General features: G+C 46.7%; 24 protein-coding genes and 1 pseudogene. 14 read left to right on the plus strand and 11 right to left on the minus strand.

What is annotated here, in order from left to right:
* Positions 1-365: 365 nt before the first annotated feature.
* Positions 366-1,688 carry an extracellular solute-binding protein gene (locus ACTHRH_RS16845; RefSeq protein ID WP_186328525.1) on the minus strand — a complete coding sequence of 441 codons (1,323 nt, stop codon included), beginning with the start codon at positions 1,686-1,688 and terminating at the stop codon, positions 366-368.
* Positions 1,689-2,171: 483 nt separating this feature from the next.
* Here ACTHRH_RS16845 and ACTHRH_RS16850 point away from each other — a divergent pair, with 483 nt between their 5' ends.
* Positions 2,172-2,981, plus strand: a complete 810-nt coding sequence (locus tag ACTHRH_RS16850) for an AraC family transcriptional regulator (protein ID WP_440416730.1) — start codon at positions 2,172-2,174, stop codon at positions 2,979-2,981.
* A gap of 513 nt (positions 2,982-3,494) precedes the next feature.
* Here ACTHRH_RS16850 and ACTHRH_RS16855 read toward each other — a convergent pair.
* Entirely contained in the window at positions 3,495-3,893 is a 399-nt protein-coding gene (locus tag ACTHRH_RS16855; RefSeq protein WP_379289084.1) for an NUDIX domain-containing protein, read from the minus strand.
* 232 nt (positions 3,894-4,125) lie between these two features.
* Here ACTHRH_RS16855 and ACTHRH_RS16860 point away from each other — a divergent pair, with 232 nt between their 5' ends.
* The 3 genes from ACTHRH_RS16860 (at position 4,126) to ACTHRH_RS16870 (ending at position 6,296) form a co-directional block, all read left to right on the plus strand.
* Positions 4,126-4,542, plus strand: a complete 417-nt coding sequence (locus ACTHRH_RS16860) for a hypothetical protein (RefSeq protein WP_440416671.1) — start codon at positions 4,126-4,128, stop codon at positions 4,540-4,542.
* 79 nt (positions 4,543-4,621) lie between these two features.
* Positions 4,622-5,410, plus strand: a complete 789-nt coding sequence (locus ACTHRH_RS16865) for a hypothetical protein (protein ID WP_440416673.1) — start codon at positions 4,622-4,624, stop codon at positions 5,408-5,410.
* 103 nt (positions 5,411-5,513) lie between these two features.
* On the plus strand, positions 5,514-6,296 hold the full coding sequence (locus ACTHRH_RS16870; RefSeq protein ID WP_440416675.1) for an alpha/beta fold hydrolase: 783 nt from the start codon (positions 5,514-5,516) through the stop codon (positions 6,294-6,296).
* 103 nt (positions 6,297-6,399) lie between these two features.
* On the opposite strand, the gene ACTHRH_RS16875 is transcribed toward ACTHRH_RS16870, so the two are convergent.
* The 4 genes from ACTHRH_RS16875 to ACTHRH_RS16890 all read right to left on the minus strand — a co-directional run bounded on the left by ACTHRH_RS16875 (position 6,400) and on the right by ACTHRH_RS16890 (position 9,157).
* Positions 6,400-7,083, minus strand: coding sequence for a hypothetical protein (locus ACTHRH_RS16875; protein WP_440416677.1), 684 nt, complete (start codon positions 7,081-7,083; stop codon positions 6,400-6,402).
* Between the two features lie 455 nt (positions 7,084-7,538).
* The gene (locus ACTHRH_RS16880) at positions 7,539-7,739 is read right to left on the minus strand and encodes a hypothetical protein (RefSeq protein ID WP_379289092.1); all 201 of its coding nucleotides are present in this window, start codon (positions 7,737-7,739) and stop codon (positions 7,539-7,541) included.
* A gap of 343 nt (positions 7,740-8,082) precedes the next feature.
* Positions 8,083-8,319 carry a hypothetical protein gene (locus tag ACTHRH_RS16885; RefSeq protein WP_440416679.1) on the minus strand — a complete coding sequence of 79 codons (237 nt, stop codon included), beginning with the start codon at positions 8,317-8,319 and terminating at the stop codon, positions 8,083-8,085.
* A gap of 466 nt (positions 8,320-8,785) precedes the next feature.
* Complete coding sequence (locus ACTHRH_RS16890; RefSeq protein WP_379289094.1) at positions 8,786-9,157, minus strand: hypothetical protein; 372 nt, start codon at positions 9,155-9,157, stop codon at positions 8,786-8,788.
* 244 nt (positions 9,158-9,401) lie between these two features.
* Between ACTHRH_RS16890 and hisD the strand changes: the two are divergent.
* Positions 9,402-10,714, plus strand: a pseudogene (gene hisD / locus ACTHRH_RS16895) (histidinol dehydrogenase).
* 761 nt (positions 10,715-11,475) lie between these two features.
* Here the strand turns inward: hisD and ACTHRH_RS16900 are convergent.
* On the minus strand, positions 11,476-12,432 hold the full coding sequence (locus ACTHRH_RS16900; protein WP_440416681.1) for an ABC transporter permease: 957 nt from the start codon (positions 12,430-12,432) through the stop codon (positions 11,476-11,478).
* Positions 12,425-13,351, minus strand: coding sequence for an ABC transporter ATP-binding protein (locus tag ACTHRH_RS16905; RefSeq protein WP_440416683.1), 927 nt, complete (start codon positions 13,349-13,351; stop codon positions 12,425-12,427). The genes ACTHRH_RS16900 and ACTHRH_RS16905 overlap by 8 nt, the downstream gene beginning before the upstream one ends.
* 370 nt (positions 13,352-13,721) lie before the next feature.
* Here ACTHRH_RS16905 and ACTHRH_RS16910 point away from each other — a divergent pair, with 370 nt between their 5' ends.
* From ACTHRH_RS16910 to ACTHRH_RS16940, 7 genes are all read left to right on the plus strand, one after another.
* Entirely contained in the window at positions 13,722-14,684 is a 963-nt protein-coding gene (locus ACTHRH_RS16910) for a LacI family DNA-binding transcriptional regulator (protein WP_144941343.1), read from the plus strand.
* A 92-nt stretch (positions 14,685-14,776) separates the two neighbouring features.
* Positions 14,777-16,033: an ABC transporter substrate-binding protein gene (locus ACTHRH_RS16915; protein WP_379289116.1), complete on the plus strand. Its 1,257-nt coding sequence runs from the start codon at positions 14,777-14,779 to the stop codon at positions 16,031-16,033.
* Positions 16,034-16,153: 120 nt separating this feature from the next.
* Positions 16,154-17,029 (plus strand): carbohydrate ABC transporter permease, encoded by an 876-nt coding sequence (locus ACTHRH_RS16920; RefSeq protein ID WP_144941345.1) that lies wholly within the window; start codon positions 16,154-16,156, stop codon positions 17,027-17,029.
* Complete coding sequence (locus ACTHRH_RS16925; protein WP_440416733.1) at positions 17,029-17,865, plus strand: carbohydrate ABC transporter permease; 837 nt, start codon at positions 17,029-17,031, stop codon at positions 17,863-17,865. The genes ACTHRH_RS16920 and ACTHRH_RS16925 overlap by 1 nt, the downstream gene beginning before the upstream one ends.
* Before the next feature lie 34 nt (positions 17,866-17,899).
* Positions 17,900-20,188 carry a glycoside hydrolase family 65 protein gene (locus tag ACTHRH_RS16930; RefSeq protein ID WP_440416686.1) on the plus strand — a complete coding sequence of 763 codons (2,289 nt, stop codon included), beginning with the start codon at positions 17,900-17,902 and terminating at the stop codon, positions 20,186-20,188.
* 24 nt (positions 20,189-20,212) lie between these two features.
* Complete coding sequence (gene pgmB, locus ACTHRH_RS16935) at positions 20,213-20,860, plus strand: beta-phosphoglucomutase (protein WP_379289104.1); 648 nt, start codon at positions 20,213-20,215, stop codon at positions 20,858-20,860.
* A gap of 14 nt (positions 20,861-20,874) precedes the next feature.
* On the plus strand, positions 20,875-21,684 hold the full coding sequence (locus ACTHRH_RS16940) for an inositol monophosphatase family protein (protein ID WP_379289106.1): 810 nt from the start codon (positions 20,875-20,877) through the stop codon (positions 21,682-21,684).
* Positions 21,685-21,838: 154 nt separating this feature from the next.
* On the opposite strand, the gene ACTHRH_RS16945 is transcribed toward ACTHRH_RS16940, so the two are convergent.
* From ACTHRH_RS16945 to ACTHRH_RS16955, 3 genes are all read right to left on the minus strand, one after another.
* Positions 21,839-22,429, minus strand: a complete 591-nt coding sequence (locus ACTHRH_RS16945) for a hypothetical protein (protein ID WP_440416688.1) — start codon at positions 22,427-22,429, stop codon at positions 21,839-21,841.
* A gap of 296 nt (positions 22,430-22,725) precedes the next feature.
* A complete protein-coding gene (locus tag ACTHRH_RS16950; RefSeq protein ID WP_144942030.1) occupies positions 22,726-23,082 on the minus strand; it encodes a GIY-YIG nuclease family protein in 357 nt (118 codons plus the stop codon).
* 26 nt (positions 23,083-23,108) lie between these two features.
* A complete protein-coding gene (locus ACTHRH_RS16955) occupies positions 23,109-23,867 on the minus strand; it encodes a DUF2087 domain-containing protein (RefSeq protein WP_440416735.1) in 759 nt (252 codons plus the stop codon).
* 369 nt (positions 23,868-24,236) lie between these two features.
* On the opposite strand from ACTHRH_RS16955, the gene ACTHRH_RS16960 reads away from it, so the two are divergent.
* The gene (locus ACTHRH_RS16960) at positions 24,237-24,647 is read left to right on the plus strand and encodes a YjdF family protein (RefSeq protein WP_379289110.1); all 411 of its coding nucleotides are present in this window, start codon (positions 24,237-24,239) and stop codon (positions 24,645-24,647) included.
* Positions 24,648-24,877: 230 nt separating this feature from the next.
* The gene (locus ACTHRH_RS16965) at positions 24,878-26,110 is read left to right on the plus strand and encodes an aminopeptidase (RefSeq protein ID WP_440416691.1); all 1,233 of its coding nucleotides are present in this window, start codon (positions 24,878-24,880) and stop codon (positions 26,108-26,110) included.
* Positions 26,111-26,278: the final 168 nt, after the last annotated feature.

Raw genomic sequence — 26,278 nt, forward strand, 5'->3', positions numbered from 1 at the left:
TTGGGTTACTTTTCCTGTATGCACCTTTAACCTTTATTCCCATGAATTTTTCGACAAGAACTTTTCACTGTCCAGTAGTATTACAACTACTATATAAAGTCCGAAAATTCTCATTACAGTTTTCATCTGTACAGCCCCTTTCTCTGTTGAGAATAATTTTATAATATATAAATGATTCTGCATATATAGAGTGAAGGGCAGAGAGTTTCTGCCCCTCCTCATCAAACCACCGTACGGAAAATTCCCTCATACGGCTTTCCGATGTTCGTCATTCATGTGCCCATACATCTTGCTGAGCAACCTCACTTCATTCCCGGAGCTACACCAGCGATTGCACTGGCGTTTCTTTGCGTATCACTTTGTCACTATTCCTGCTTAGCTTTCTCATCTTTAATCTTAACTTCCAGCTCCTCTTGCAGTTTCCGTAAAAAAGTAATCACATCATCATCCGATTTCGCAAAATCATCTATTTTATAGTCAACCAATCGATCCCATTGACTTTGCCTCTCTAGCTCTGCTGGTGTCCATTCGTAAAAAGCATCCACATTTTTCCCTACGTAACTAGGGACATCTGCCCCATATTGGCTTAATACATCTTTGTTTTGCAGAACAGAGCCACTTCCAGCCTTTCGAGATATTCTAAGCTGATTCTCTTCGGATACATATTCCAGCAAGACGGCAAAAGCTTCGTTCACATGCTTACTTTCTTTCATAATCATCATTGGAGTTGTTGTTAAATAAGGGTGGACACCGGGAAGTTCAGGCCAGGTCGGTACAGGTGCAATCTCGATTTTCCCCTTGTTTCCTTCCAAATCGCCCCAATCGCCTAGTAAAGTAGCAGACCATCCGGCATTCATTGCAGCAAATCCTTGATAAAATAAATTCCCCTCCACTCCTACATCCATAATGCCCGGAATACTATAATATTGCCTCATTAAATCATAATATTTTCTAAAGGCAGGTTCTTTCGTCAATAACACCTCATCTGTATCAGGATCGACAGGATTAACCGCCCATTGCTCTAACGGGATTTTCGGTTCATCAAAAACCAATCCCGTATACTTCTGACCGTTTCTTTCTCCAGTCATTTGTTTAGCAAGCTCCAATGCCTCATACCAAGTTATTTCCTTGGTCGGGTACTCGATTCCAAATAAATCGAAAATTTCCTTATTATAAAATAAAGCCTTAAATCCTACCCCATCCGGCATCCCTATCAATCTGCCTTCCGGGTCATAGGAACGGGCATACGAAACTAAAGCCGGATTAAGATCCTCCAGGTTAAAATCGCTATTCGCGATCAGATCATCAAGCGGATAGATTAAATCGGCATCCAGTAATTCCTTGATTGTGTCATAATGGATACTAACAACGATATCCGGAACAACACCAGAAGCAAAAATTTCTTCTAAACCACCCCAGGTGGTGTCAAAAGGAATCCGTTCAATGTTAATATTGTCTAATTTTTTGTCTATTTCACCAAACCTGGAATCAAAAATTTGATCATCCCAACCGATGGCGATTTTAATCGTTACCGGTTCTGACGAGTGCTCCTCCTTGTTATCTTGTTGATCATTTTCCAGCCTATTCTCCTGCGATTCGCTATGCATGTCTGTATTCGTAGAACAGGAAGTCATTAAAGTAAATAGAAGTCCTATAACGAGCCAACCGAACCACCTCTTATTCACCATACGATATCCCCTTTCGAGATTTAGCATACATAGTTAATTAGAGTCTAAACAACAATTTGCTTTATTTCCCACTCCCTTCCAACGCCTGCTGCATGAGAGCGCTTTATAATATTATAAAATCATGAAATGGGAAAATGATCTCGTCAAAAGGTAAAGGTTCTCGTCGTGATAAGGTTTTTCCGTTATAAAATATTCTGAAACTTTTCACATCTCGAAGCGGGAATTCTGAATCAACGGCGGGTTATCACCGGTTTGAGTTCTCCTCATTCCGATTTATGTTAATGATACATTTCTAATGTGGGATGTTCTCTATCTAATTTTGCTTAGTTTTCGCACAATTTTGCTTTGGGGATTCGTTATTTATACACCAAAAACGAACCGTACTTTCATTTTATTTTGACCGGTACAAGGGGGATTTTCCATGAATCATAAAGTTGAATATCAGGAATTTCCGGTATTAAAAAGTAAATCCTTCCCCTTTTTATTTATCAACCGCCAAAAGACAATTCTTTAGCTCTTTTTCACCCTCATTGGCATGAGCAAATCATTGAATTAATTTACATGGCAGAGGGAGAAGCGAAATTTCAAATCGATGGGCAAACATTCCATGCGGTTGAAGGAGATATTTTTATCATTCGTGAAAATCTTATCCATGCTGGGGAAGCAATCAACGAAACACCCGATTATTATGCGATTCTATTTAATAGGGAATTACTAATCAACCCCGAGCTGCTTGACTATTATGATAATATCCCCCTCATTAACCCCTTGTCCCCGCCAATAGTATTAAAACCAACGGACGCTAATTATCGGATATTTATAGAACCGTTGCAAGGCATTATCCGGGAATATAACGAGCAAAAAGTCGGTTATGCCATAGCCATAAAAGCATATATCTTCGTCATCACAACGGAATTAGCCAGGCTCTATTCATCTGAAGATAAACCAACCCGAAGCATGGAAGCGGATAAACAAAATATTAAATTGCTAAATCAAATCATTCATTATGTAGAAAAGCACTACCATGAAAAAATCACCTTGGAAGAAATAGCGTCCATTGCTAATATGAGTTCGTCTCATTTTTGCAGAATATTTAAGAAGGCGACAGGGGGAACATTCACGGAATTCGTTAATAAATTCCGCATCAAAAAATCCGAAAAGCTGCTTGACGATCATAGTCTGACCATCACAGAAATATCCGATGCCGTCGGCTTTTGCAACATCAACTACTTTGGCCGACTATTCCGAAGATACAAAAACTGTACCCCTATGCAGTACAGGCACCGACAATAGGAAATAAGACCAATCATACCCATATGCGGATCATCGGCTATCAGAATTGAGGGGATCTTCTTTCGGCAAGCCGGGGTTCTTCTCAAAGCCCCCCATACCGGTCGTCCAACTCATCCCACATACCGGTTAACCACATCATCCTGCCGATTTTCCAACTTGATACATATGGGCGGTTTCCACTTGAACGGCTTTGAGAGTTTTCCCCTCCGTATGATGCATAACTACATAAAAGTGACCTGATTCCGTCCGGTGAAATTGTATCTATGATTTATGCGCAGAATACCCGGACATAGTTTACTATTCTCGTAAAGATAATCCTGAAAGGATAACGAGCGCTCCAACTCATGGCGGCGCCCCTCTTCATTAAGCGGATACCTTTGCGGATGGTAGCATTTGACGAACAATGGTCCTTTATTTGTTTGGATACTCCATAAACAAATACTTCTTCTCTAATCACGGGATCATCGACTACACGAGCTTCCTTTGAAATGACCATAATCATCCCGCCTTTCGTTAAGGGTAGGCAACATTAAAGCATTTAATGACCTTCGATACCTGCCTGTCATGTTTCATTTCTTCAAGTGTAAACCAAGCCACTGCTTTCATAACTTGCTCATTCGGCGGAAGTTCCGGGTCCTCTCCCAGTTGTGCCTCTTCCTCTGGATCAACGCTAACTAAAAAACAGTAATCGGGACCGAGGGAATATGTATCTTCGAATAAAAAGCGTTCGACTCTGCCATTCAGCTTTACTTCCTCCTTGACTTCGCGCAATACGGCTTCTTCCAAAGTTTCTCCCTCTTCTACTGCTCCTCCTGGAAATGTCCAAAAACTGCGATCCCCATGATCGTGAAATACCATTAAAATTCGATTTTTTCTAATAATTGCGGCGCAAACCCTTGGTCTAAGCGTCAATTTTCTTCCTCCTTTTTCACGGCAAATTCAGGGACGAGGTTGTTTTAATATTTGATACCTCCTCTGAGTATTCCTTCTATTTTCCAAAAAAAGTTTACTTATCACCGAAACTGAGTCAAAAGACGCTGTCCTTTTCGCCATGAGAACCTATAATTAAATTTGCGGGCGCTACCGGGACTGGGAAAATAAAATCTCGAAGCTGGATATCCTGCATAATCCAAAGCTGAAGCGGTTGGATTATGCCGATAACCTCATCGTCCAGCCGGACCATACCGTCAAGGGGATAGCCACTTTCACGTACGATGGCTCAGTATCTTACTATACAGCCGTACTTCATTATCAGGGGAATGAGCTTTCTGTTACCGCGGATGTTCCAGGCAAAGCGGATATGAAACGGCTGTCGCCCATCATCAAGAAAGCTTGGCACAACTTTGACGAGCTTAATGGTCGGGCGTTGGACCTGATCGCCCAGACGCATCCTGACGAAGATGTAAGCGAATTGGTCCTGTCCGAGCTTAGGTTTGACGGGGACGGAACCACTCGGTTGGGTTACGATGCGGGGGATACTCCGGCCGGACAACTGTATATTTACGTGTCATTTAATAGAAAGCTTGAAATGAATCGCCAACTCATTTACGAAACTTATTAACTGCCTCAGACGGGTCGGTTCGCATTCATTTTCATCGCTTTCAATTATCCAATTATTGGATTTCATCCGGTGAAATATTTTGGATCAGTCGTTGACCTATATGGAGGAGAATATGACGGACGAATCCTTTTTGGAAAAAGTGAAGCTGTTAATACAGATGCATAGGGAAGGTCTTCTTGGCGGGGAGGTAATGCCTGAGGATGCTCTAATTGGAATGGTCCCTGACGCGGAAATGCCGAACGTGTTGACATTGGGAATGTCGTTAAATTATCAAAGAAATTCTTTCACGCTTTGGGAATTCATCGCGCAGGCTTATCACGATAAAAGTACCAGATGGATATTTCATCCCCGTGCCGTATCCGAAAGCTCCCTGGATGAACTGCGCTTGGCTTTGCTTCAGTATCGTGTAGCTTTACAGCCCAATCGTCATCCGGAAATTTGGCGGAAGGTTTCACAAGGAATCGCTCAATCCTCGGCTAAGGGAGACGTTTGGGGCTTGCTGGAATCGGTGCAATTTGACGTCGCCCCCCTCAAACACATAATGCAGGCCACCCGTAAATCGGAATTTCCGTATCTGTCCGGCCCGAAAATTTTCAATTATTGGCTGTATGTGATGGAGACCTATACAGGAGTTAAATGGAAGTCCCGTGAACTGATTACGGTTGCTCCTGATACACACGTTTTGAAAGCTACGGTCAAATTAGGATTGTGTTCTTCCGATGTAATGAATGGCACGGCAGATGACCGGAAGGCGGTCGCGGAAGCATGGGAAAATGCGCTGCATGGCAGCGGATTGGCACCGATTGACGTTCATACTCCCTTATGGCTGTGGAGTCGTGCAGGATTTCCACCTCTATCCACCAAATAGCCCCCGCCTTATTTGCAAGAAGCAAACGGGAATAGGCATTCACCTTTGTTTCCCTCAGTGAGTATCTTATGGTTGATGCACTTTGATTAACGGAGGAATCGACGTGGGATACTTTGTTACTGTAGAACCGGGAGTAAAGCTCTATGTGGAAGATATTAACCCCGGCGGACATAAGACGATAGTGTTTTTACATGGTTGGCCGTTAAGCCATGAACTGTTTGAATACCAGTTTAATGTTCTACCCGCCATGGGATACCGCTGCATAGGCATAGACTGGAGAGGCTTCGGCAAATCGGATAAACCGATAAGCGGCTACACTTATGACCGGTTGGCGGATGATATCCGAGCTGTCATTGATGCGCTTCAATTAAATCATTTCACTCTTGCGGGGCACTCTACCGGTGGAGCGATCGCCATTAGATATATGGCACGTTACAACGGTTTCGGAGTATCCAGGCTTGTCTTAATAGACGCTGCAGCTCCCAGAGGGTTTACCAAAGAAACGGCCAATCAGCTTCTTACTGAAGCATTAAATGATCGCCCCAAGATGATGCGGACCGTTACAGAAACCTTCTTCTTTCAATATATCACCGAGCCATTTTCGAATTGGTTTATTCACATGGGATTACAAGCCGCCGGCTGGTCAACTGCGGCCATTATCATTTTGCTGAGGGATGAGAACCTGGTGGCCGATCTACACAAAATTGTTGCCCCTACTCTAATCATTCACGGCATTCATGACAAAGTGATCCCTTTCGCGCAAGCTCAAGAACTCCATCACAGGATAAGAAACTCACAGCTCGTCCCTTTTTCATACAGCGGCCATGGTCCATTTTGGGAAGAACGCGACAAATTTAATCAGCTATTGAGGCAATTTATTGGCTGATAGTCATGTTAAGCGTCGGCTATCATGAGAAGCTGTGATAAGAACCGATTGGGAGTTGAAGTGAAAAATATTCTTTTGTAATATTTTGCCAATTTCTTCAGTGTCATGCTCGTTGTAACATCATGGACATTCCAGCCCAAACAATAAAACATGAATCTATAAAATTAATGAAGATCATTTCATTCTTATTTAGAACAACAGCATTTATGTCGTCTTCGCAAGGCTGGTATTGATAGATGCTGCTACTGACATCTTCCAATTTATCCCATTTATTTTCGGTTATAAAAGTTAGAATAAATGGATTTAACAGTGATTCTTCGTACAACCTTTTGTATATATTATAGATTTTCATTTTTGATTCTAAACTTGATAGCCTAGCTACAACAATCGTTTTATCTTCTTTGTAAACTACAACTAAAGAATCGAAGATTGAAAGCAAATTTGATAATGTCAAATCACTTAACTTACTATCCTCTTTAGGATAACAAATCTCACAAGTTAATTTTTCCTTTGAACGATCTTCTTTATTTTCTACAGCACTATAAAAAACATAAAATTGATACAAAGCAAATTGAATTTCTATATTAGACAGGATAACTTCTGCCATATTTTTTTGATCAAATATAGATTCCGCAAAATCAATTCCACTACCGATAATCCTTCTCGTAATAATTTTATTATTTCTTAAAGAACAAACTTCCTGCCTAATAGAATTCATATCTAATGGAACACCATATCGATTATTAAATTCCTTACTATCGATCTTAAAAAGAATTTTTGAAATCATAAAAATCCCCTCCTCATATTAACGCGGGATTCATTAAACCTGTTATGGCCTCTGCTGACTCCTGCGGATTCAGCGTGGCTTCTCAACCACGGTTACGAAGTGACTTCGCGTATTCAGCAGGTCTCCCCAGATAAGAACGTCATCTGTCTGTCCGCAGCCACCCGTGTATACAAGACTAGCTCTTGGCGACTTCGGATTTCGTCTGTTGTGGGGACTCATCCAGCTAGCCTTGCCTCAAATCGAGTTCGTGTACCTTGGCTCGTGCATTTTCCTCTAAGCTTCCTTCAGATTCCGCCTCACGGCGGACACCCTTGCTCTTGGCTAACGGTAGGCGTTCGCCAGCCCCCGTTTCGGGATTTTCACCCTAGAGATGACGCTCATGCTGGGCGTACTCATAAAAAAATGCCGCTAAGTGTTTGCGGCATTTTTTTAAAAATAAGTATTTTGCAGAAGTGTTACTTAGGGTTTCTTTTAAAATATCCCCACAGTAGAAAACCAATTCCAGCGAGAAACGAGATCAGAATGGGGGCATTTGAGATAGGATTACTTATCGCTTCATACGCAGAATTGAAGGTTGGTGACGCTGGCTGCCACTTTGCGGAGGCCAGTATGGCAGCACTGATATAATGGATGCCTTTTTGTGCAATAAACAGCAACGTACTTACTCCTAATAAAAATACCCCGATGCCCTTTTCGTTCATTTAATCACGTCGGATTGCAGACGCCACCACTGCAAGGTGCTTCTTTAAAAATGTAATAACCATCAGGCATTCCTCCATGCATTTCTCTTGCTACGTAAATGTCAACCCAATAATCTTCTTCACCTAAGATTACCCCAGGATGTTCAACCGATCTCTCAAACACAACCTTCTCTCGTATTTAATACTTCCAATTTTATTCCAAAATAATGGGGCTGTCTACCAAATAAATCTTTAAATCACAAAACAAATGTTTAGTTGCATAAAAAGTAAGATTAAGGAACCAAATAATGTAAGTTAATTAACAATCATTTGGTAGCCCAACAATATTTCCAAACCACTTTACGGAATATCGGGCAAAGTACGTTGTGGCTTGACCAAGCCCCTTTTTCTTTGCATAAAAACAAATAGCTTCAGCAGTCATTAATAGAATCACTTGCACCTCTTTAAATTTATTGTTATAATCATCTGTAAATAATTGGCTGAAGGGACTTAAGTTATGAATACCATAGTTCTGAACCAACTTCATCATCATCACAAACAGCGTTAGTACACCTGTAATATTCAGGGTGGGCTAACGCTTCTCGCGTTGGCCTCCCTGCGGCATATAGAACGCGCAGGACCAAGAGGTCTTGCGCGTTTTTTTATTTAATCTAAAAAAAGAAAGGGACGATGGTTTATGCAAAATGTAAAAGGCACCTACGATTTTTAATCGGAGTGTCTTCAGAAGAAGAAAAATTGTCTGCCATGCTCACTCTCGACAAAATTTAAAAAATCGGAAATGAGGGGGTGATTACAAAATGCAACCAGGATCGGGATAAGGACAATTTGGCTGAACCGGCTAAACAAGCTGAAGCAAGCTGAAATCGAACCGGATTATACTGTTAAGGATCTAACGAGAACGGAGGAGATTTAACTGCAGAATTTTGAGATGGGTTAAATGGAAATGGGTGGCGCTCCCCCACTTTCTAGGAGGCAGCGCCCCGACGATGCTTGCTTGCGTCTTATCCCCGCAAACTCGCCAAGCGTCTTCGTATGTTCGAAGCCGTCTCTGTAGGGTTGTCGGTTTGAAAAATAACGTATTTATAGTGCTCGTGCCCTTCCAGCTCGATATGGACCAGCGGCTCGCGGCGTTCAAAGGACAGGAAGTACCACTCATCCGCATATTTAAAGCTGCCTTCATAGATATAAAGGGCCGATATGGAGGTACCGGGCATTCTCAGCATCCAACGCGGAGGGTCAAACTCATCGACTAGTACATTCTTGATGGTGTGATAAGGCATAACCAGCTTTCTTTTGACGGCAAACCAGCTTAATAAACCTTTCATATATAGTGTGATCCCTGTATCACTATACTGAACTTCTCTTCCGAACATGGCAGGCCCTCCTTTACGGTCATTATCTCACAAAGCAGACGGATGTTATTCAAACTTTGCCTGCTCTTCCTCTGAGTACCCGCTGATATTCTTTAACTGTCTTGCGTATGGATCGTTCCTCAGCGTTTCCGCTCGTGATCCTGCAAGAGCAAGCGAGTCTTTCATTTATATTGGTTCTATTTTGTTATACTCCAATGAGCCGCTTTGGTTTCTCCGGAGAAATATTAGTAGGAGGGATACTGGTATGAGCCAAATCATTTTTCGTTTTCCCGAGGAGCGGGAGGCTTTCGCCAAACGATTTCAAACTCACAAGGCACTGTTCGACCGCGGGGTGTTGACGGGGATTTATTCTATTTTTGATGACGTTGCCCTGCATAAGGATGACGGCATTCGCAAGGCAACGAGCACCTATGATCAAGTAGTGCTGGATGATGTGATTCTGCCTCAAGACTATATCGATGAAAGCATCGCCTCGCTTACCCCTGCCTTGAGAGCAGTGATCGACCAGGCAATCGAAAATGTCAGGGAAGTCAACAAAGCCATGAAGCCCGAGTCCTGGGAGCTGGAAATCCGTCCGGGAACGGTAATCGGGGAGAAGGTCAACCGCTGGATTCCGTAGGGATTTGGATTCCCGCCCGGAAAGGCCCGCTGATCTCCACTTCCATCATGCTGGTCACCGCAGCCAAGGTAGCCGGCATCCGGAATATCATTGTCGGGATGCCTCCCTTGCCGAACGGTCTGGGAGATCCCGGGACAGTAGCTGCCGCCAGGCTGGCGGGTGCCGATCATTTCGTCGTGGGCAACGGCGTCTCCATCATTGCCGGCTTCGCCCAAGGCACGCCTTCTGTTCCGGAGGTGGACGGAATCTTCGGTCCGGGTCCGGGCGGCATTGCCGCAGCGATGAGCGTGGCTCTAGCCTTCGGCAAGAAGACCGTAGTCGGTCTCGGTCCGACCGAATGCGTTATCTTGGCGGACGAATCCGCGGACCCTTCCACTGTTGCCCATGACCTGATCAACGAAGGAGAGCATGGACCGGATTCCTCCTCCTTGCTGGTTACGACATCCGGCCGTCTGGCCATCGAAGTGGAACGGCTGCTCCGACAGTGCATAGACAAAGCGGAAGAACCGAGAAAGTCCTACTTGAGAAACGTGTTCGGTCCATCCGGCAAAGGAGCTATCCTCATCATGCCGGACATGGATGAGGCCTGCCGTCTGATCAATGATTTCGCTCCGGAGCATTTGATGGTAGTTTCTCAAGAGGAGCTCCAGGACCGGGTGCTAGGCCAGATTAATCGTGCAGGGGAAATTCTGATCGGAACCTGCACTCCTTTTTCCGCAGCCAATTATGGAATCGGGATTACCGCTGTGCTGCCTACCAACGGCTTTGCCCGGGCCTTCTCCGGAATCACGGTCAAAGATATGGTCACGTATTCGACCATCGGCCAGTTGAATCAAGAAGCGTTGGAAGCTCTCTATCCCCTCATTAAGGAAATAGGCTCCTACGAGAAGCTGCCGGGCCACGTGGAAGCAGCCCGCATTCGTGTTCACAGGAATTGAATGATGTACGGCGCATTAGTCTGATTACGCTCACGGCGCAAAGGCATACCTCAATAGGTTACTGCAAAACTACTGTTGGAAAAGCCTAACCGCATAAACGGTTAATACTTCCGAAAGAAAGAGCGAGTCCAGCGGTCCTATTCCGCTAACACTCGCTCTTTGTCCGTTTTCAACTTATGAACTTTGAGAGGCTGTCGGTTCATTGTGGGAAAAGCGTTCAACAGGATGTTGCACTAGTGAAAAGTCCAACAGGCGAAAACGTAACGGACCTGGGAGACCCTATTTCGCCAAAATAGGAGGTTTTTTTAGACTAACGGAAACAGTTGGGCTTATTGCTTGGAATTCTCCTACTTTCGCGTGCATTTCTTGAGAATAAGGTCATTCCGGTCCGTTAAAATGACCGAATGGCCCTTTTGGAGCGATTAAGGTCTCTGGGGTCCGTTAAAACCAAACCGTGCGCGATTATCGCATGATCTTTGGTTGTATACCATTAATCGACAGTCTCCTTGGTAACGTTATTGCCGTAAAAACGATGCCATTTCAAATATTACGAAACTCGGGATCGTTATCTGGGCGAAATCATGCTCCATGGCCTTCTTTTTTGGTCAATAGCGATATGGAGTTTCGTAAGAAAATGGAATGGTGCCATTTTGCCCAAATAACGTTTCCAGGTTTCGCAAGAAAATGCAGCGCTTCTATTTACCTGAGCAACCTGAGCTTTGAATGCACCAAGACTCCTCCTGGCACGTTAGAGCGAAGTGTCACCCCGCCACATCCCGCTTCGTAAAGAGCAGCCAGGCAATAAAATGGAATACCGCATAATAGGCCAGCAGAACGCCGATGGAGAATGGCATCGTCATTTCCGGACGAAGCGGAGTCCCCCTGACATATTGGCTTAAATCAATGTTAGCGAATAACAGATATTTCACCCATTCAAACGGGCTTAAAATTTGCACGATCGGATGGCCCAGCATCATGAACAGCAGGGAAAAGGCGATGGCCATCGATGAACTGCGGAAGGCCGCCGATACCATAAAGGCGAAGGTTACATACATGATCAGCTCAACCACTTTGAAGCCATAGCTTTGCAAAAGATGGAGAAGCATCGAGCCTTCCTGAATCCGGCCATCAGCCGCAATAGTCACATAGGGCTGCACGAGCCCTTCCGTCCCGTAGAAAAGCACCCCCAAGCCAAACGCGGACAGGAAGCAGACAACGAGCAGAAACAGCGCAAACCCAAGGGTAGCCGTATACTTGCTCAGCATCACTTTGGAACGGGAGGCCGGGCCAATCAGCAGCAGCTTAACCGTTCCCCACGAAAATTCGGCCGCTATCATGTCGGCAGCGACGATAACCGTCAGCAGCGTAACCAGAACAAGCAGCATCGCCGAGTTGTTCACTACGTCCCAGAGGGTGCTCTGTTCCGGGTTCCGATTATGCTCCAGGTAGTACTCGTTTAACTTCAGCTCATGTTCCACTCTCTGCTTCGCATCCGGACTCAGGCTGGCCCCTTCCGTCTCCAAATGCTGACGGATTTGCTCATTCTGCTGTGCTATGTTCTGCTTCCAATCCCTGCTAACGCTTCGGCTTTCATCCCATTTGACAATGCCCGCCATTAATGCCACAGCCAGAATCAAAATTCCAACCATCGCCCATGTGCGCGGCCGACGGTAAATTTTCATATTTTCATTATGAACAAGGTTAACGAAACTAGACAATTTGCTCCCCCCTGGTAATCTCCAAAAATTGCTCTTCCAACGATTGCTGAACCGCGTGAATGCCGTAGACATCAATTTCCGCATGCACCAATGCCCTGATCAGCTCGGGAATCCGCTGCCGTTCCGCCGTTATTTCCAATCTCCCGCCGCGTATGGCGATATGCTCCGCCGGCAGCAAGGAAATCAGGGCCTCCTTCGTTAATTCCGGCTCACTAACCTCGATCAGGATCTGATGCTTCCCGCCGGCGCTCTTCATCTCATGGACAGAACACACGTCGATCAATCGGCCTGTTTGGAGAACCGCTACCCTGTCGCACATCAGCTCCATCTCGGACAGCAAGTGGGACGAAACGATAACCGCGATCCCCTCTTCCCGGGCCAAGTGGCGCAAATATTCCCGGAGCTCGCGAATCCCCGCCGGATCAAGCCCGTTCGTCGGCTCGTCCAATATGAGAACCGAAGGCCTGTGCAGCAAGGACTGTGCAATCCCCAGCCGCTGACGCATGCCAAGAGAGTACCTCTTCACCTTCTCATGAATCCGGTGCTGCAGACCGACCAGCTCAATGACCTCACGGATCCGCTCCTTCGTGACAACGGAATGCTTCCGCGCAGCCTGCAGCAAATTCTGATATCCGGTCAGAAATTTATACATCTCGGGATTTTCCACGATTGCCCCCACATGGGTCATGGCCAATTCAAATTGCTTCCGCACGGAAACCCCGTTAATGATCACTTCGCCCTTCGTCATGGAGATCAGTCCGACAATCATGCGGATCGTTGTCGTCTTCCCTGCTCCGTTAGGCCCTAGCAATCCGAATACTTCTCCACGGGAGATGTCTAAAGACAGTTGGTCGATAATCGTGCGTCTCCCGATTTTCTTCGTAACATTCCGTATCTGCAGTACGGCTTCCTCACTCATCAACAAATAACCCCCAGGCAATATTTTGTTTACCAGTTTACCTTTCCCCGCCCTGATGCGAAATGGTCCCAGGTTGAGTGCCATACTGGACCAAAGTCTGAACTCTGCTATGGCCCGCAAGGAAATCTCGTAATATACTGTTGTTATGAAACTAGCGGGATTAACTCCCGGCGGGCATTTGACGGGCAAACAACCTCGCTTAGGATGCATTTTATCGTCAAATAGACTTTGGAAGTATCCAAATAAGCATTTAACAACAATCATTTTCGGTAAAATATTTTACTTTTTATCTATACAATCGAGTAAAATTTACATGAATTTATTCGATATGCTATAATCCATGCTAGAATGAAATAAAGGTGGGGCCAAGATGATAGGGATCAAAGATATAGCGAAAATAGCCGGGGTATCGGTATCCACCGTGTCCAACGTGTTAAACGGGCGTAAAAATGTCGGAAAAGCGACAAGGGAGCGCATTCTGCAGATTTGTGCCGAGCAAGGCTATCATCCGAATATTATGGGAAAAAACTTGAAAACCGGGAGGAAAAACACGATCGTCTTTAATTTCAGCGAGTTCGACCGTTATTTTTACCTCAAAATTATTAACGGCGTTCATGATTATCTTAAAGACAACGATTATGACCTCATTATCTGTACTGATAAATCCAGCAAAAATTTCATGAGAAGCAGCTTCGCTAGCGGCGCCATTACGCTGGACAGAAAGCTGTCGGACGATTTTCTAAAATCGGTTTCGGGCAAAAATTTTCCAATCATTCTGATGGACAGGGTGATTGATACCGAATATACGAAGAGCGTCATTGTCGATAACTATACGGTGATGTGCGAGCTGGTCCAAGCCCTTGTCAACAAAGGCTTCAAGCGGTTCGGCTTCATCGGCGGGCCGGACTATACGCTGGATAACAAAGAGCGGTTCGCGGGGTTTGAAGATACGCTGAAGAAGAATAATATTCCATTCGACTACAAATACTATTTTCACGGCAATTACCGCGAGGAAAGCGGCTATCAGGCGGTCAAAATCTTTATTCTGAGCCATTCCCTGCCCGAGGTACTCGTCTGCGCGAACGACGATATGGCTTTCGGAGCCATCCGCGCCCTGGAGGAGAATAATATAAGGGTTCCCCAGGATATTTCCGTTACGGGGTTCGATGACGGCGACCTGGCCGAAATGGTCGGATTGACTACGGTAAGCATCCCACGGTACGAAAGCGGGTATTTGGCCGCGAAGGAACTGCTGGAAATGATCGGAGGCGCGGTGAACGCAGGACCGTTCAAATTCAGCGCCAAAATCAACTGGAGAGGTACGGTAAGGTAAAAATCCGCACTTGACAGCGCTATCCACATTGCATATAGTTTTAGTATAACGTTTTACTAAAATTTAATAGTTATGAGGGGATGCACATGGCGTTGAAAGCAAACAGAAAACTTATTTTACTTGTTTCATCCTTGCTTATAGTGGCGCTGGCGCTGGCAGGCTGCGGTTCATCCGAGAACAAGAACGCGGGTGACGGCGGCAAGTCTCCGTCCGAAGTCAAAAGAATTACTGTCTTCAACAGTAAGGTTGAAATCTCTGAGCAACTGGAGGAATTGGCTGCGAAATACACGGAAGAGACCGGAATTGATGTGGAAATTTGGGGCTCTACCGGCGACAGTTATCTGCAAACGCTTCAAACCAAGCTGAGCAGCAATCAGGGGCCGACCGTCTTCTCTGTCAAGCTTAGTGAAGCAGATAAATTGAAGTCTTATCTGTACGATCAGAGCAACGAAGAATACGTGAAGAATATTGCGCCTAATATGGCTCTGAAGGTTGACGATAAAGTCGTTGGCGTTCCTTACGGCGTAGAAGGCTACGGCCTCGTTTACAACAAAAGCCTGGTCAGCCCCGAAGACGTGAAGGATTACGATTCGTTTGTCAAAACGCTCGAAAAGTTCAAAGCAGAGGGTATTAACGGACTGGGACTATCCCAGGAAGGCTATTTCCTGATCGGGCATATTTTGAATACGCCTTTCGCTCTGCAGAAAGACCCGGTAGACTATGTCGACAAGCTGAACAAAGGCGAAGTCAAGATGGCGGATACGAAGGAATTCCAGGAATTTGCCAAATTCATGGATGCCATCAAAGCCAATACCAGAAATCCGATGGAAGTGAAATACGACGATCAGATCGGTGACTTTGCGACCGGCAAGAGCGCGATGATCCACCAAGGAAACTGGGCTTACGGAATGTTCAAGGATTACGGGGATCTAGGTTTCGAAATGGGCATGATGCCATTCCCGCTCAGCGGCAACGATAAGCTGGCGGTCGGCGTGGCCAGCAACTGGGCGATCAATGCCGATGCCAGCGAGGCGGAGATTAAAGCAGGCGTCGACTTCCTAAACTGGATGTTCACCAGCGAAACCGGAAAGCATTATATTGTGGATGAGTTCGGATTTATTCCGGCTATGACGAATATTGAAGCCGGCAATCTGGATCCGTTATCGAAAGCCGTACATGAAGCTTCCAACAGTGGGAAGACCATTCCTTGGGCCTATAACTACTTCCCGCCTAATACGATCATCAACGATCTGGTGCCGGCGACTCAGGAATATTTCCTCTCAGCGGACATGACTGGCGAGCAACTGCTGCAAAAATTAGATGCTGCGTGGGCAAACAGCGTAAAATAAAGCAAAATTAGGATAATCATTGCACAAAAGGCCCTCACACAACGGTATGGTCAGCATACGTCGGGTGATGGGCTTTTTGTTATGTAACGCCGTCAATAGCAACGGAAGGAAGGGATTGAATTGAGAAGCTGGAAGGATAAAGCTTGGTTCGCTTTATTTACGGTACCTCTGCTGATAATTTTTATTACCGTCGTGATTATTCCGTTTATTATAGGAATCTATTATTCGTTCTTCGAATGGAACGGCATTCCTTCTAACCCGAAAATCTTCGTAGGATTTGACAACTATGTCCAGCTGTTCGGAGACACGCGCTTCATGGATTCGGCCTGGAATACGATCAAATTTACCGTTATGGCCATCTTGTCGGTCAATATCCTGGGGCTTGGCTTTGCCCTGCTGGTCACCTCCAAGCTGCGCAGTGCCAAAGCCGCGCGCACGCTCTTCTTTATGCCCAATTTGATCGGCGGATTGATCTTGGGCTATATCTGGAAATTTATTTTCTCGGACGGGTTCAGAATTATTGGAGAATCAACAGGATGGAAGGGAGTCTTCTTTAACTGGCTGTTGGACCCCAACTATGCGCTTTATGCAACCGTTATTGTTTTTACATGGCAAATGGCGGGCTACATGATGATCATTTATTTGGCTGGTCTCCAAGCCATCCCGGGTGATGTGTTTGAAGCTGCGAAGGTGGACGGGGCAAGCGGCTGGCAGAAGCTGACGAAAATCACTTTTCCGCTGTTGATGCCTTCCTTCACGATCTGTCTGTTCCTGTCTCTGGCTAACGCTTTCAAAATTTTCGACGTCAATCTGTCCCTGACCAAAGGCGGCCCGGCCAACGCCACGGAAATGTTTGCGATGAATATTTACAACGAAATCTTCGGTTACGGCCATTACGGATTAGGGCAGGCCAAGGCGATCGTGTTCTTCGTCATTGTCGCCGCCATCACGTTGACACAGGTATACATCACTAAGAAGAGAGAGGTGCAAATGTGATGAGAAAATCCGGCAAAATTATCGGCGAATTGTTTCTGTTGGTCGTCGCATTTGCCTTCCTGTCTCCGATCTACATTATGCTGGTCAATTCGTTCAAGAACCGGCAAGAACTCTATGACAATGCGCTGGCACTTCCGTCAAGCTTAAGCTTCGAATACTATTCCAAAGCGATTCAAAAAATGAATTTTCTCACCGCGTTCGGCAACTCGCTGTACGTTACCGTAATCTCGATCATCCTGATCGTTGTTCTGACCTCCATGACCGCATGGATGCTCGTCCGGACAGACAACGCGCTGAGCAAGTTCATCTTTATGACCTTCGTGGCGACGATGCTGATTCCGTTCCAGACTTTAATGATGCCTCTGATGCAATTTATGGATATGATCGGCAGAACGCTGCATATTCCGATGCTGAATACGCATGAAGGCTTAATTTACATGAATATAGGCTTCCATGCGAGCATGGCGGTATTTCTGTATCACGGCTTCATCAAGTCGATTCCGGTTGCCTTGGAGGAAGCAGCGACCATTGACGGCTGCTCCAAGTTCGGTATTTTCTGGCGGATCATCTTCCCTTTGCTAAAGCCGACCACCGTAACGCTCATGATCCTGAACGTCATTAGTATTTGGAACGATTACCTGCTCCCTTCGCTGACGCTATCCTCCAAAGGATTGCGGACGATTCCCCTGTCGACCTTCTACTTCTTCGGGGAATTTACGATTCAATGGAATCTGGCCATGGCGGGCTTGACGATGACGATCATTCCGGTTGTAATTTTCTACGCCTTCTCGCAGAAATACATTATTAAAGGCATTGGAGAAGGAGCCGTTAAGTAATACGAATATTAGTAACGATTAAGGAGCAGTAGAGATGAATAACGACAACTTGCGTTTTCAAGTGCGGCAGTTAAGCTTGGACAACGACGATCTTATGTTAAATGAAACTTTATTCCATAACGCCAACGGATATCTCGGCGTACGTTCGAACTTCGAGGAAGGTTACCCCGACGGTTATCTGTCGATCCGCGGACAATATATTAACGGATTCTACGATTTTGCGGAGATGAAGCAGGCGGAGAAGCTCTACGGCCTGGTCGAAGAGAAGCAGACGATGCTTAACGTTGCGGATACTCAAGGAATCAAGCTCTATATTAACGGCGAAGAGTTCAGCATGTTCGACGGCGAAGTCGTGGAAAGCTCAAGAACGCTGGATATGGGCAGAGGCTGGTCGATGCGCGAGGTGCTCTGGAGATCTCCGGAGAAACATGAAGTCAGGATCACTGTCAAAAGAATGGCTTCCTTTCATCTCCTTCCCTTATTTACGATTGAATACGAAGTGGAATCGGTCAATTTCGACGGCGAACTTCGCCTGGTGTCCACTCATATCGGGAACGTGCAAAACTACTTCAACCCGAACGATCCGAGGGTAGCCGGTGAAACCTTCCAGTATATTTTACCGGTAAGCGCGGAATTTGTCGGAGAGACATCTCTCCTTGTATCCAATACCTCGAAATCCGGGCTGCAGGTGGCGTCCGCGGTCCGTCACGAATGTTCCAAAGCCGGACAAGAAAGCCGCTTCATCGAGGACGGGACGGCCATCTATGAATGGAAGACAGAGCTCGCGCCCGGGGAGAAAGCAACTCTTGTAAAATATACCATCCTGTCCGACTCCATCCGCAGCGCAAGCTGCCGGGACGAAGCATTGAAACTGATGGAGCGGGTGTCTGCCATAGGGCTGAACCGTTTGTATGAGGAACAGGAAAAATATTTGACGGAATACTGGGAGAACTGCGCCGTTAACATTTACGGTGACGATGAATTGAGCATGGCGGTTTATTTCAACTTGTACCAGCTCATTCAATCGGTCGGCAAAGACGCCTACAGCAACATTGCTGCGAAAGGGCTGAGCGGTGAAGGCTACGAAGGCCACTATTTCTGGGATACGGAAATGTACATGATGCCGTTCTTCTCGCTGACCAACCCCGAGATTGCGAAGAGCCTGATCCGTTATCGCCATAACATACTGGACCAGGCTAGAGACCACGCCCGACTGATGGGGCATGCCAGAGGAGCTTTGTATCCATGGAGAACGATTATGGGCAAGGAATGCTCCGGGTACTTCCCGTCGGGGTCCGCGCAATACCACATTAACGGCGATATCGCCTATGCCATTATAACTTACTATTTGCTGACGAAGGATACGGAGCTTATGCTGGAATGCGGCGCCGAAATCCTCTTCGAAACCGCCCGACTGTGGCTGGATGCGGGACATGAACATAAGGGCAAATTCCATATTCATAATGTGACGGGGCCGGATGAATATACTTGCCTTGTCAACAATAACTATTACACCAATGTACTGGCGCAATACCACCTGCAATGGGCCTCCAAATTTTACCATCTGCTGCAAGAGCAGGATTCCGGGGCGTTCTCGAAGGTAATCGGCAAAATCGGGCTGACCGAGGCGGAGATTGCGGCGTTCCGGGAAGCAGCGGAGCGGATGTATTTGCCCTATGACGAGGAGCTTGACATCAATCCGCAGGACGATTCGTTCCTTTCCAAGAAAAAATGGGATATCGCCGGTACGCCGAAGGATAAGTTTCCTCTGCTGCTTCACTATCATCCGCTCTATTTGTACCGCCATCAGGTGTGCAAACAACCGGACACGGTGCTCGCCCATTTTATACTGGAAGACGCCCAGAAGCTGAGCACGATCCGCAATTCGTTCAATTACTACGAGAAAATAACGACACATGATTCGTCGCTCTCTACCTGTATATTCAGCATCATGGCTTCCAAGCTGGGGCTTCATGACAAGGCCTACGAATATTTCGGCGAATCCTCCAAGCTGGACCTGTTCAATACGCATAAAAACACGAAGGACGGAATCCATGCCGCCAATCTGGGCGGAACCTATATGGCCATCGTCTACGGATTCGGCGGTCTGCGCGTGAAAGAGCAAGGATTGTTCATCGCACCGGCACTGCCTGATCTATGGGAGGGATACGATTTTAAAATCCGCTTCGAGGACAGTCTGATCCAGATCGTTGTCCGGCGGGGAGCTTTCGAAGTGCTTCTTCTGAAGGGCACGACCAAAGAAATTCATATATATGGCGAGAAACATACGTTGAAGGATCGGCTTCAGGTGGAATTGAAGTAACGGAAGTAACGGAGGTACCGGAGAATGAAATATCAATGCGCGCTCTTTGATTTGGACGGCGTTCTGGTCGATACGGCCAAGTATCACTATTTAGCCTGGAAGGAGCTGGCCGATCAATTGGGCTTTGACTTTACGCTGCAGCACAACGAGAGACTCAAGGGGGTGTCCAGGATGGCTTCCCTGGACATCCTGCTGGAAATCGGACAGATGCAGGACCGTTTTACCGAAGCGGAAAAAGAGAAGCTGGCCAGCGAGAAGAACGACCGATATGTCGCTTATATTCATAAGATGGACGCTTCGGAGCTGCTCGACGGCGCTTTGGAGCTGCTGCACGAATTGCGGCAAAGAGGCATACAAATTGCGTTAGGCTCGGCGAGCAAGAATGCGCCGCTTATTTTGGATCGTACGGGCATTTCTTCTTATTTCGATGCCATTGTAGACGGCAACAGCGTATCGAAAGCCAAGCCTGATCCGGAGGTCTTCAAGCTTGGAGCGGACAAGCTGAATGTGCCTTATCGCGCATGCGCAGTATTCGAAGATTCGCAAGCGGGCCTGGAAGCCGCCAAGGCAGCGGAAATGCTCGCCATCGGAATAGGAGAAGCCGGGAATTTAACCCAAGCCGATATCGTGTACCGCAACCTTAAGGAGATAGAAGTCGACAAGTATTTTTAACGGGGGGCTGACGCATGGACCACTTTCAGGAAGTATACGCAAGAGCCAAGGAGTGGACGCGGGAAGCGGGAAGAAACTTACGCGACAGTCTGGGACAACAGCTGCACGTAGATTATAAAACGTCGGAAGCGGATCTCGTGACCGAGAAGGACCGGGAAATCGAACAATTTTTTATCGATAAAATAAAGAATGCCTACCCTCACCACCGCATTATTGGCGAAGAAGGCATGTCGGCCGAAGCCGAGAGCGACCCGATGGATGAAATCGTCTGGCTGATCGATCCGATTGACGGAACGACGAGCTTCGTCCATCAGAGGGAAAATTTCGCTATCTCGGTAGCCGTCTATGAGAACGGGCAGCCTAAAATAGGCGTCATTTATGATCCGATCAAGGATGAACTGTTCCATGCTTTGCACGGACAGGGCGCTTATTTAAACGAAACGAAGCTTAAACCGCTGAGCGATACGCCGGTCAAGCATTCGCTGATCGGAATCAACAGCCTGTGGCTCGTTCCGAACGATTACTGCGATCACACGAAATTTCATCCTCTGATCCAAGATTTGCGGGGCACGCGAATTATAGGATCGGCCGCGCTGGAAATGGCCGCCGTCGCCTGCGGCAGGCTCAACGGCTTTATCTGTTTGCGCCTGTCCCCATGGGACTACGCGGCTGGCCTGGTCATCCTGAAGGAAGTCGAAGCGGTCACTACCTCTATTGACGGCAGTCCCGTCCGGATGTTCGAAGCCTCCTCCATTTTCACGGGAAACCGCACCCTGCATGAAGAGATACTGACGAATTATTTGCGGGCCGGGGCCGGTTTGTGATCGTCCATATAAACCTGGATCTTCTCCAGTTTACTCATGAGCGTCTTCCTCGTAACCAGGGCAGTGAATGTACCGCATTCCCGGACCCCGGTATACGGGAGGCGCTCTTTTTTTGTTCACGTCACAGACCAAAGTTAATGAACAGGATTAAGAATTACTTGTTCCAATCTTCAGGTAATGTGTTTATTTTGTATGTTAGTGTGACACTGGCATTTTGACCCTCTTGGATAGTCATCCGTAATTCAACGTCTAATCCATCATCCGCTTTCCAAGTCTCAAGGAAATCAGCAGACTCTTTCTCCGGTAAATCTTCATAGTTCGGCATCTTTGAAATTGTATTGGTCAATTCCGGATAAGTCGCTGGCTCTCCGTAGGCTTTATTTAAATCCTTTTGCAATTTTTGGGTAAGGTCATATGCATCCTTTTTTTGATCTTTAAACCCTTTTATATACATAAACCCATACATTTTATCATTATTTATGTCAAAAGTAAGAGCAAGCTTAAGAGATTGACCGTAAACAGTACGTTCCTCCTTGAAGGCGTATATTCCGGCCTTTCCATCGAACTCCTCAATATCCTTTCCCTCTTCCAGCTTTAAATTGTTAAAAACTTCTTCCTTCTTTAAACCAATATTTTCAATCAAATCCTTAACATCTTTATTGCCCGTTATATAGTCTGAACCACATGCCGTAAAACTAGAGACGACCAGCACAATAATCAGCATAAACCCAAGTTTTTTTATCATATAAGTCACTCCTCTTATAATGCTCCCATAAAGCATGTTGCAGGAGCGTAATAATGAAGTTGTAGTAACCATGCGCAACAACGTGTCCAAAAATCGTCAACGCCGCTTTCTCTTCCATAATCCTTGATACATAATTGACGCATCCAAATGAAATGATGTTCCGTTTTTTTCAAAAATCGATCCGGCGCATCTAGCCACAAGCAAACATACCATTTTAATGACGATCAGCCCCGCCCTTGTAGACAAAAAAATAGACCGCCTATACAAGCGGTCTTCCCGGTCATTGATGCTAACGCTTATTTTTCCGTATGATACCCGCGCTCTCCGAATGGCTGGAGCTTGTCGATCCATTTTTCCTCCAGCTTGGCCAGCTCATCCTTCGTATCATAGTATACATTTTCCTTCGGCTTCAACGTCTCCAGCACTTCAATCTCGAACGCCTCTTCCCCGTATTCCGTCCATTCCTTCTGGAGCTCCTTATGAACATCCGTCCCGTTATTCAGGGCGAAACGCTTCCCGTTTAGCGACTTCAGATTGGGGGTGCTGCTGATGAACAGCTTCCCGTTTTTAGTATTTTTGATCTGATAGACTCCGGCCTCGATCTTCATTTCTTTATACTGCTCTGCGAGCTGTTTTTTACGTTCACGATCCATCTTTTCCTACTCCTTTATTATCGGATTCACCGGGCCATTAACCAATATTGGCTTCCATCCGGCTTCCGGTCCATAAATCCATATTCGATAAGATACCTTCTTATCGTTACATAGTCGTCATAAACTTCCTGCAAAATCTCGTTGACTTCCTTCTCGCTGTAGACCCGTTCTTGCTGAAACCGCCTGGCGATCTCGCGCAGAACGATCACCTTCTGCTTTTCCTTGAGATGAAAAGTCTTCAAGCGCCCTCCTGCTTCTTGCGGAAAATATTTCTGTAGAACCGCCTCTTCCTCTTCCAAAGTGATGTTATAGCGGTCATCTATCATGGTAGCCGAAGTATGAACCTCTATGAAGGACGGGGCGTGCTTATCTTTGTCTTTCAGCAGCTCCATCAGGGTAAGGTATACCTTGGCTTGGCGTTCTTTCTCCTTTAGTGCAAAACGGTGATTCCGTATGGTGGAGGCACTGCCTATCCCCATCTCCTGCTGAACCTCCTTGTCGTTCTTCCCCTGATAAAAGAGTCCGAGAAGGCGGCTCTGATGCTCCGTAAGGCCGGTCAGTTTCTTATCCAGTCCGATCAAATGGTCGAACACCGATTGATGCGCCCGCTCAATATGAATGCGCATATACCTCTCCGCCTCGTAGAACACTCCCTCCGCAGGGTAAACGACCCCTTGCTCCAGAGCTTTGCCGCAAAGCAGGCACCAATAATAATCTCCCTCCCGAACATAGCCACGTCTCAGCTCTTCGAGTGACGCATTCCAAAACCGTTCCGATACATCCAACAATAAACACACCCTCAAAATAATGTCTATTTATATAGACATTATCATATAACGTCTATGAATTGTCAATTCCTCATGCCGTCCATCTACTTCCCTTCATCTCCTCTTATGAATTAAATCAAGAGGCGTTCCGAACGGTTTCCCGGAATGCTCTCGATCTAATCCGTCCTTCCGCTGCCGCTACCTTGCGGGAAGCATCGTCCCGATTGACATCTTGGAATGATTTCTCCATAATTTATTGTGAGAGTGTAAAAACACAGCTCCGGTTGGTAGTCCGGACGCACGGCGATTTCGTCCGCGGACCCGTGTCAGTAACCTTCCCCCCTCGGGATGTCCGTCACTCTCTGCATTAAGAGAGGGGGTATTTGTATGAAAATGACGGTTTATCATGACGGCCAATTCTGGGTTGGTATCATCGAGCTTCACGACGGGGGCAAGCTAAAGGCCGGCCGCTACGTATTCGGAGCCGAGCCTAAAGATCAGGAAATCCTCGATTTCGTAAACAGCCATTTGCTGAGCTTCTGCAGAAATTTGTCTCAAGAGGTCTCCGCAGGCCATCGTGAACGGAGAAGAATCAATCCGAAGCGGATAGCAAGGCTGGCGGCCAGAGAGATGAATAAGCCGGGGGCAGCCTCCGCCGCCCATCAGGCCATTCAATTGGAGTACGAGAAGAGGAAGAAAGAGAAGAAAGTCTTTACCCGGGAGCAGAGGGAAAAGCTTAAGGAACATAAGCGGGAGATCGCGCGGCAGAAAGCTAAGGCCAAGCACCGGGGAAAGTGATCTCGCTTAGGCCGGGCCGTGCCTCGGTCAGCTGGATGGAGTTCGCTTCACCTGTTTTCCAACCCCGCCTGGGGCGGTGAGGGATTAACCAAATAATGAGCAAGGAGATGGGGCTCGCCTGGGGCTCCATTTTTATATAGGGGAACAGGATGACAAAATCTAAGTGAACTCCCTTTCACAAATGGGGTACAATAGTAAAGGTCAGGATTATTTTTACAAGGAGGCTTACCATGACTGATTTCAAGCAGAAATTAGAGCAGTATGCGGATTTGATCGTTAAAGTGGGAGTCAATGTGCAGCAGGGTCAGACCGTCTTCGTGACCGGTTCCACGGAGATGACCGAGCTAGTCAGGCTGGTTGCGAGTAAAGCATACGATGCAGGGGCCGCCAATGTTCTGGTCGATTGGACCGATGAAGGGCTGTCCCGGCTCAAGTACGAAAAGGCCGCAGACGAGGTATTCACGCATTTTCCCGAATGGGAAGTGGTCAAGAGAAATGCATTGCTGGACAAGAGAGCCGCCTTTATCTCCATCATTTCCCCCAATCCCGATCTGCTCAAGGGAATCGATCCGAAGCGCATCGCCAACTTTCAGAAGGCTTCGGGGCAGGCACTCGAACGTTTCCGGCAGTATATCCAGTCGGATAAGGTGAGCTGGACCGTTGTGGCGGCCTCCACCCGGGATTGGGCTTCCAAAGTGTTCCCGAATGTCAGCACCGAAGAAGCGGTTAATCAACTGTGGGAAGCTATTTTTGAATCGGTGCGCCTGAATACGGACGATCCGCTGAAGGCATGGGAAGAGCATAACGCTACATTACATAAAAAAGTCGATATCCTGAACAGCAAGCATTTCCATAAGCTTCATTATAGAGCGCCTGGAACGGACCTGACGATTGAGCTCCCCGAGAAGCATCTCTGGGTCGGGGCCAGCAGCACGAACGAGCAGAATGTCGGGTTCATGGCCAATATGCCTACGGAAGAAGTATTTACGGCACCGAAGAAAACTGGCGTCAACGGTTATGTGACGAGCACCAAGCCTCTCAGCTACGGAGGCAACCTTATCCGGAACTTCAAGCTGACCTTCGAGGAAGGCCGCATCGTTCGGGTGGAAGCGGAGGAAGGACAGCAAATCCTGGAGCAGCTCGTCGATACGGACGAAGGCTCGCACTATTTGGGAGAAGTGGCGCTCGTGCCGCACCAATCCCCCATCTCGCAATCGAATATTCTGTTCTACAATACGCTGTTTGACGAGAACGCTTCTAATCACCTGGCCGTTGGCAGCGCCTATGCCTTCAATCTGGAGGGCGGCAAAACGATGTCCCAGGAGCAGTTGGCCGAGAACGGCCTCAATTCCAGCATTACGCATGTGGACTTTATGATCGGCTCTGCAGAGATGGACATTGACGGCATTCATGCGGACGGCACCGTCGAACCCATCTTCCGCAAGGGGAATTGGGCGATTTAGCACACACAATTACTCTAATTACTCGCAACAAGAGCAGCAGGAGCATGAAGAAGCTTCTGCTGCTCTTTATTTAACTCAAGGTGATAAAACTACCCTATATCTGGTATGGCACTTATCATTTTTCTGTATCCACATTTATTATTTCTGTATAGGATTCTTCAATATAAC

Source organism: Paenibacillus sp. SAFN-117 (genome assembly GCF_051966115.1).
Lineage (GTDB): Bacteria > Bacillota > Bacilli > Paenibacillales > NBRC-103111 > Paenibacillus_L > Paenibacillus_L residui.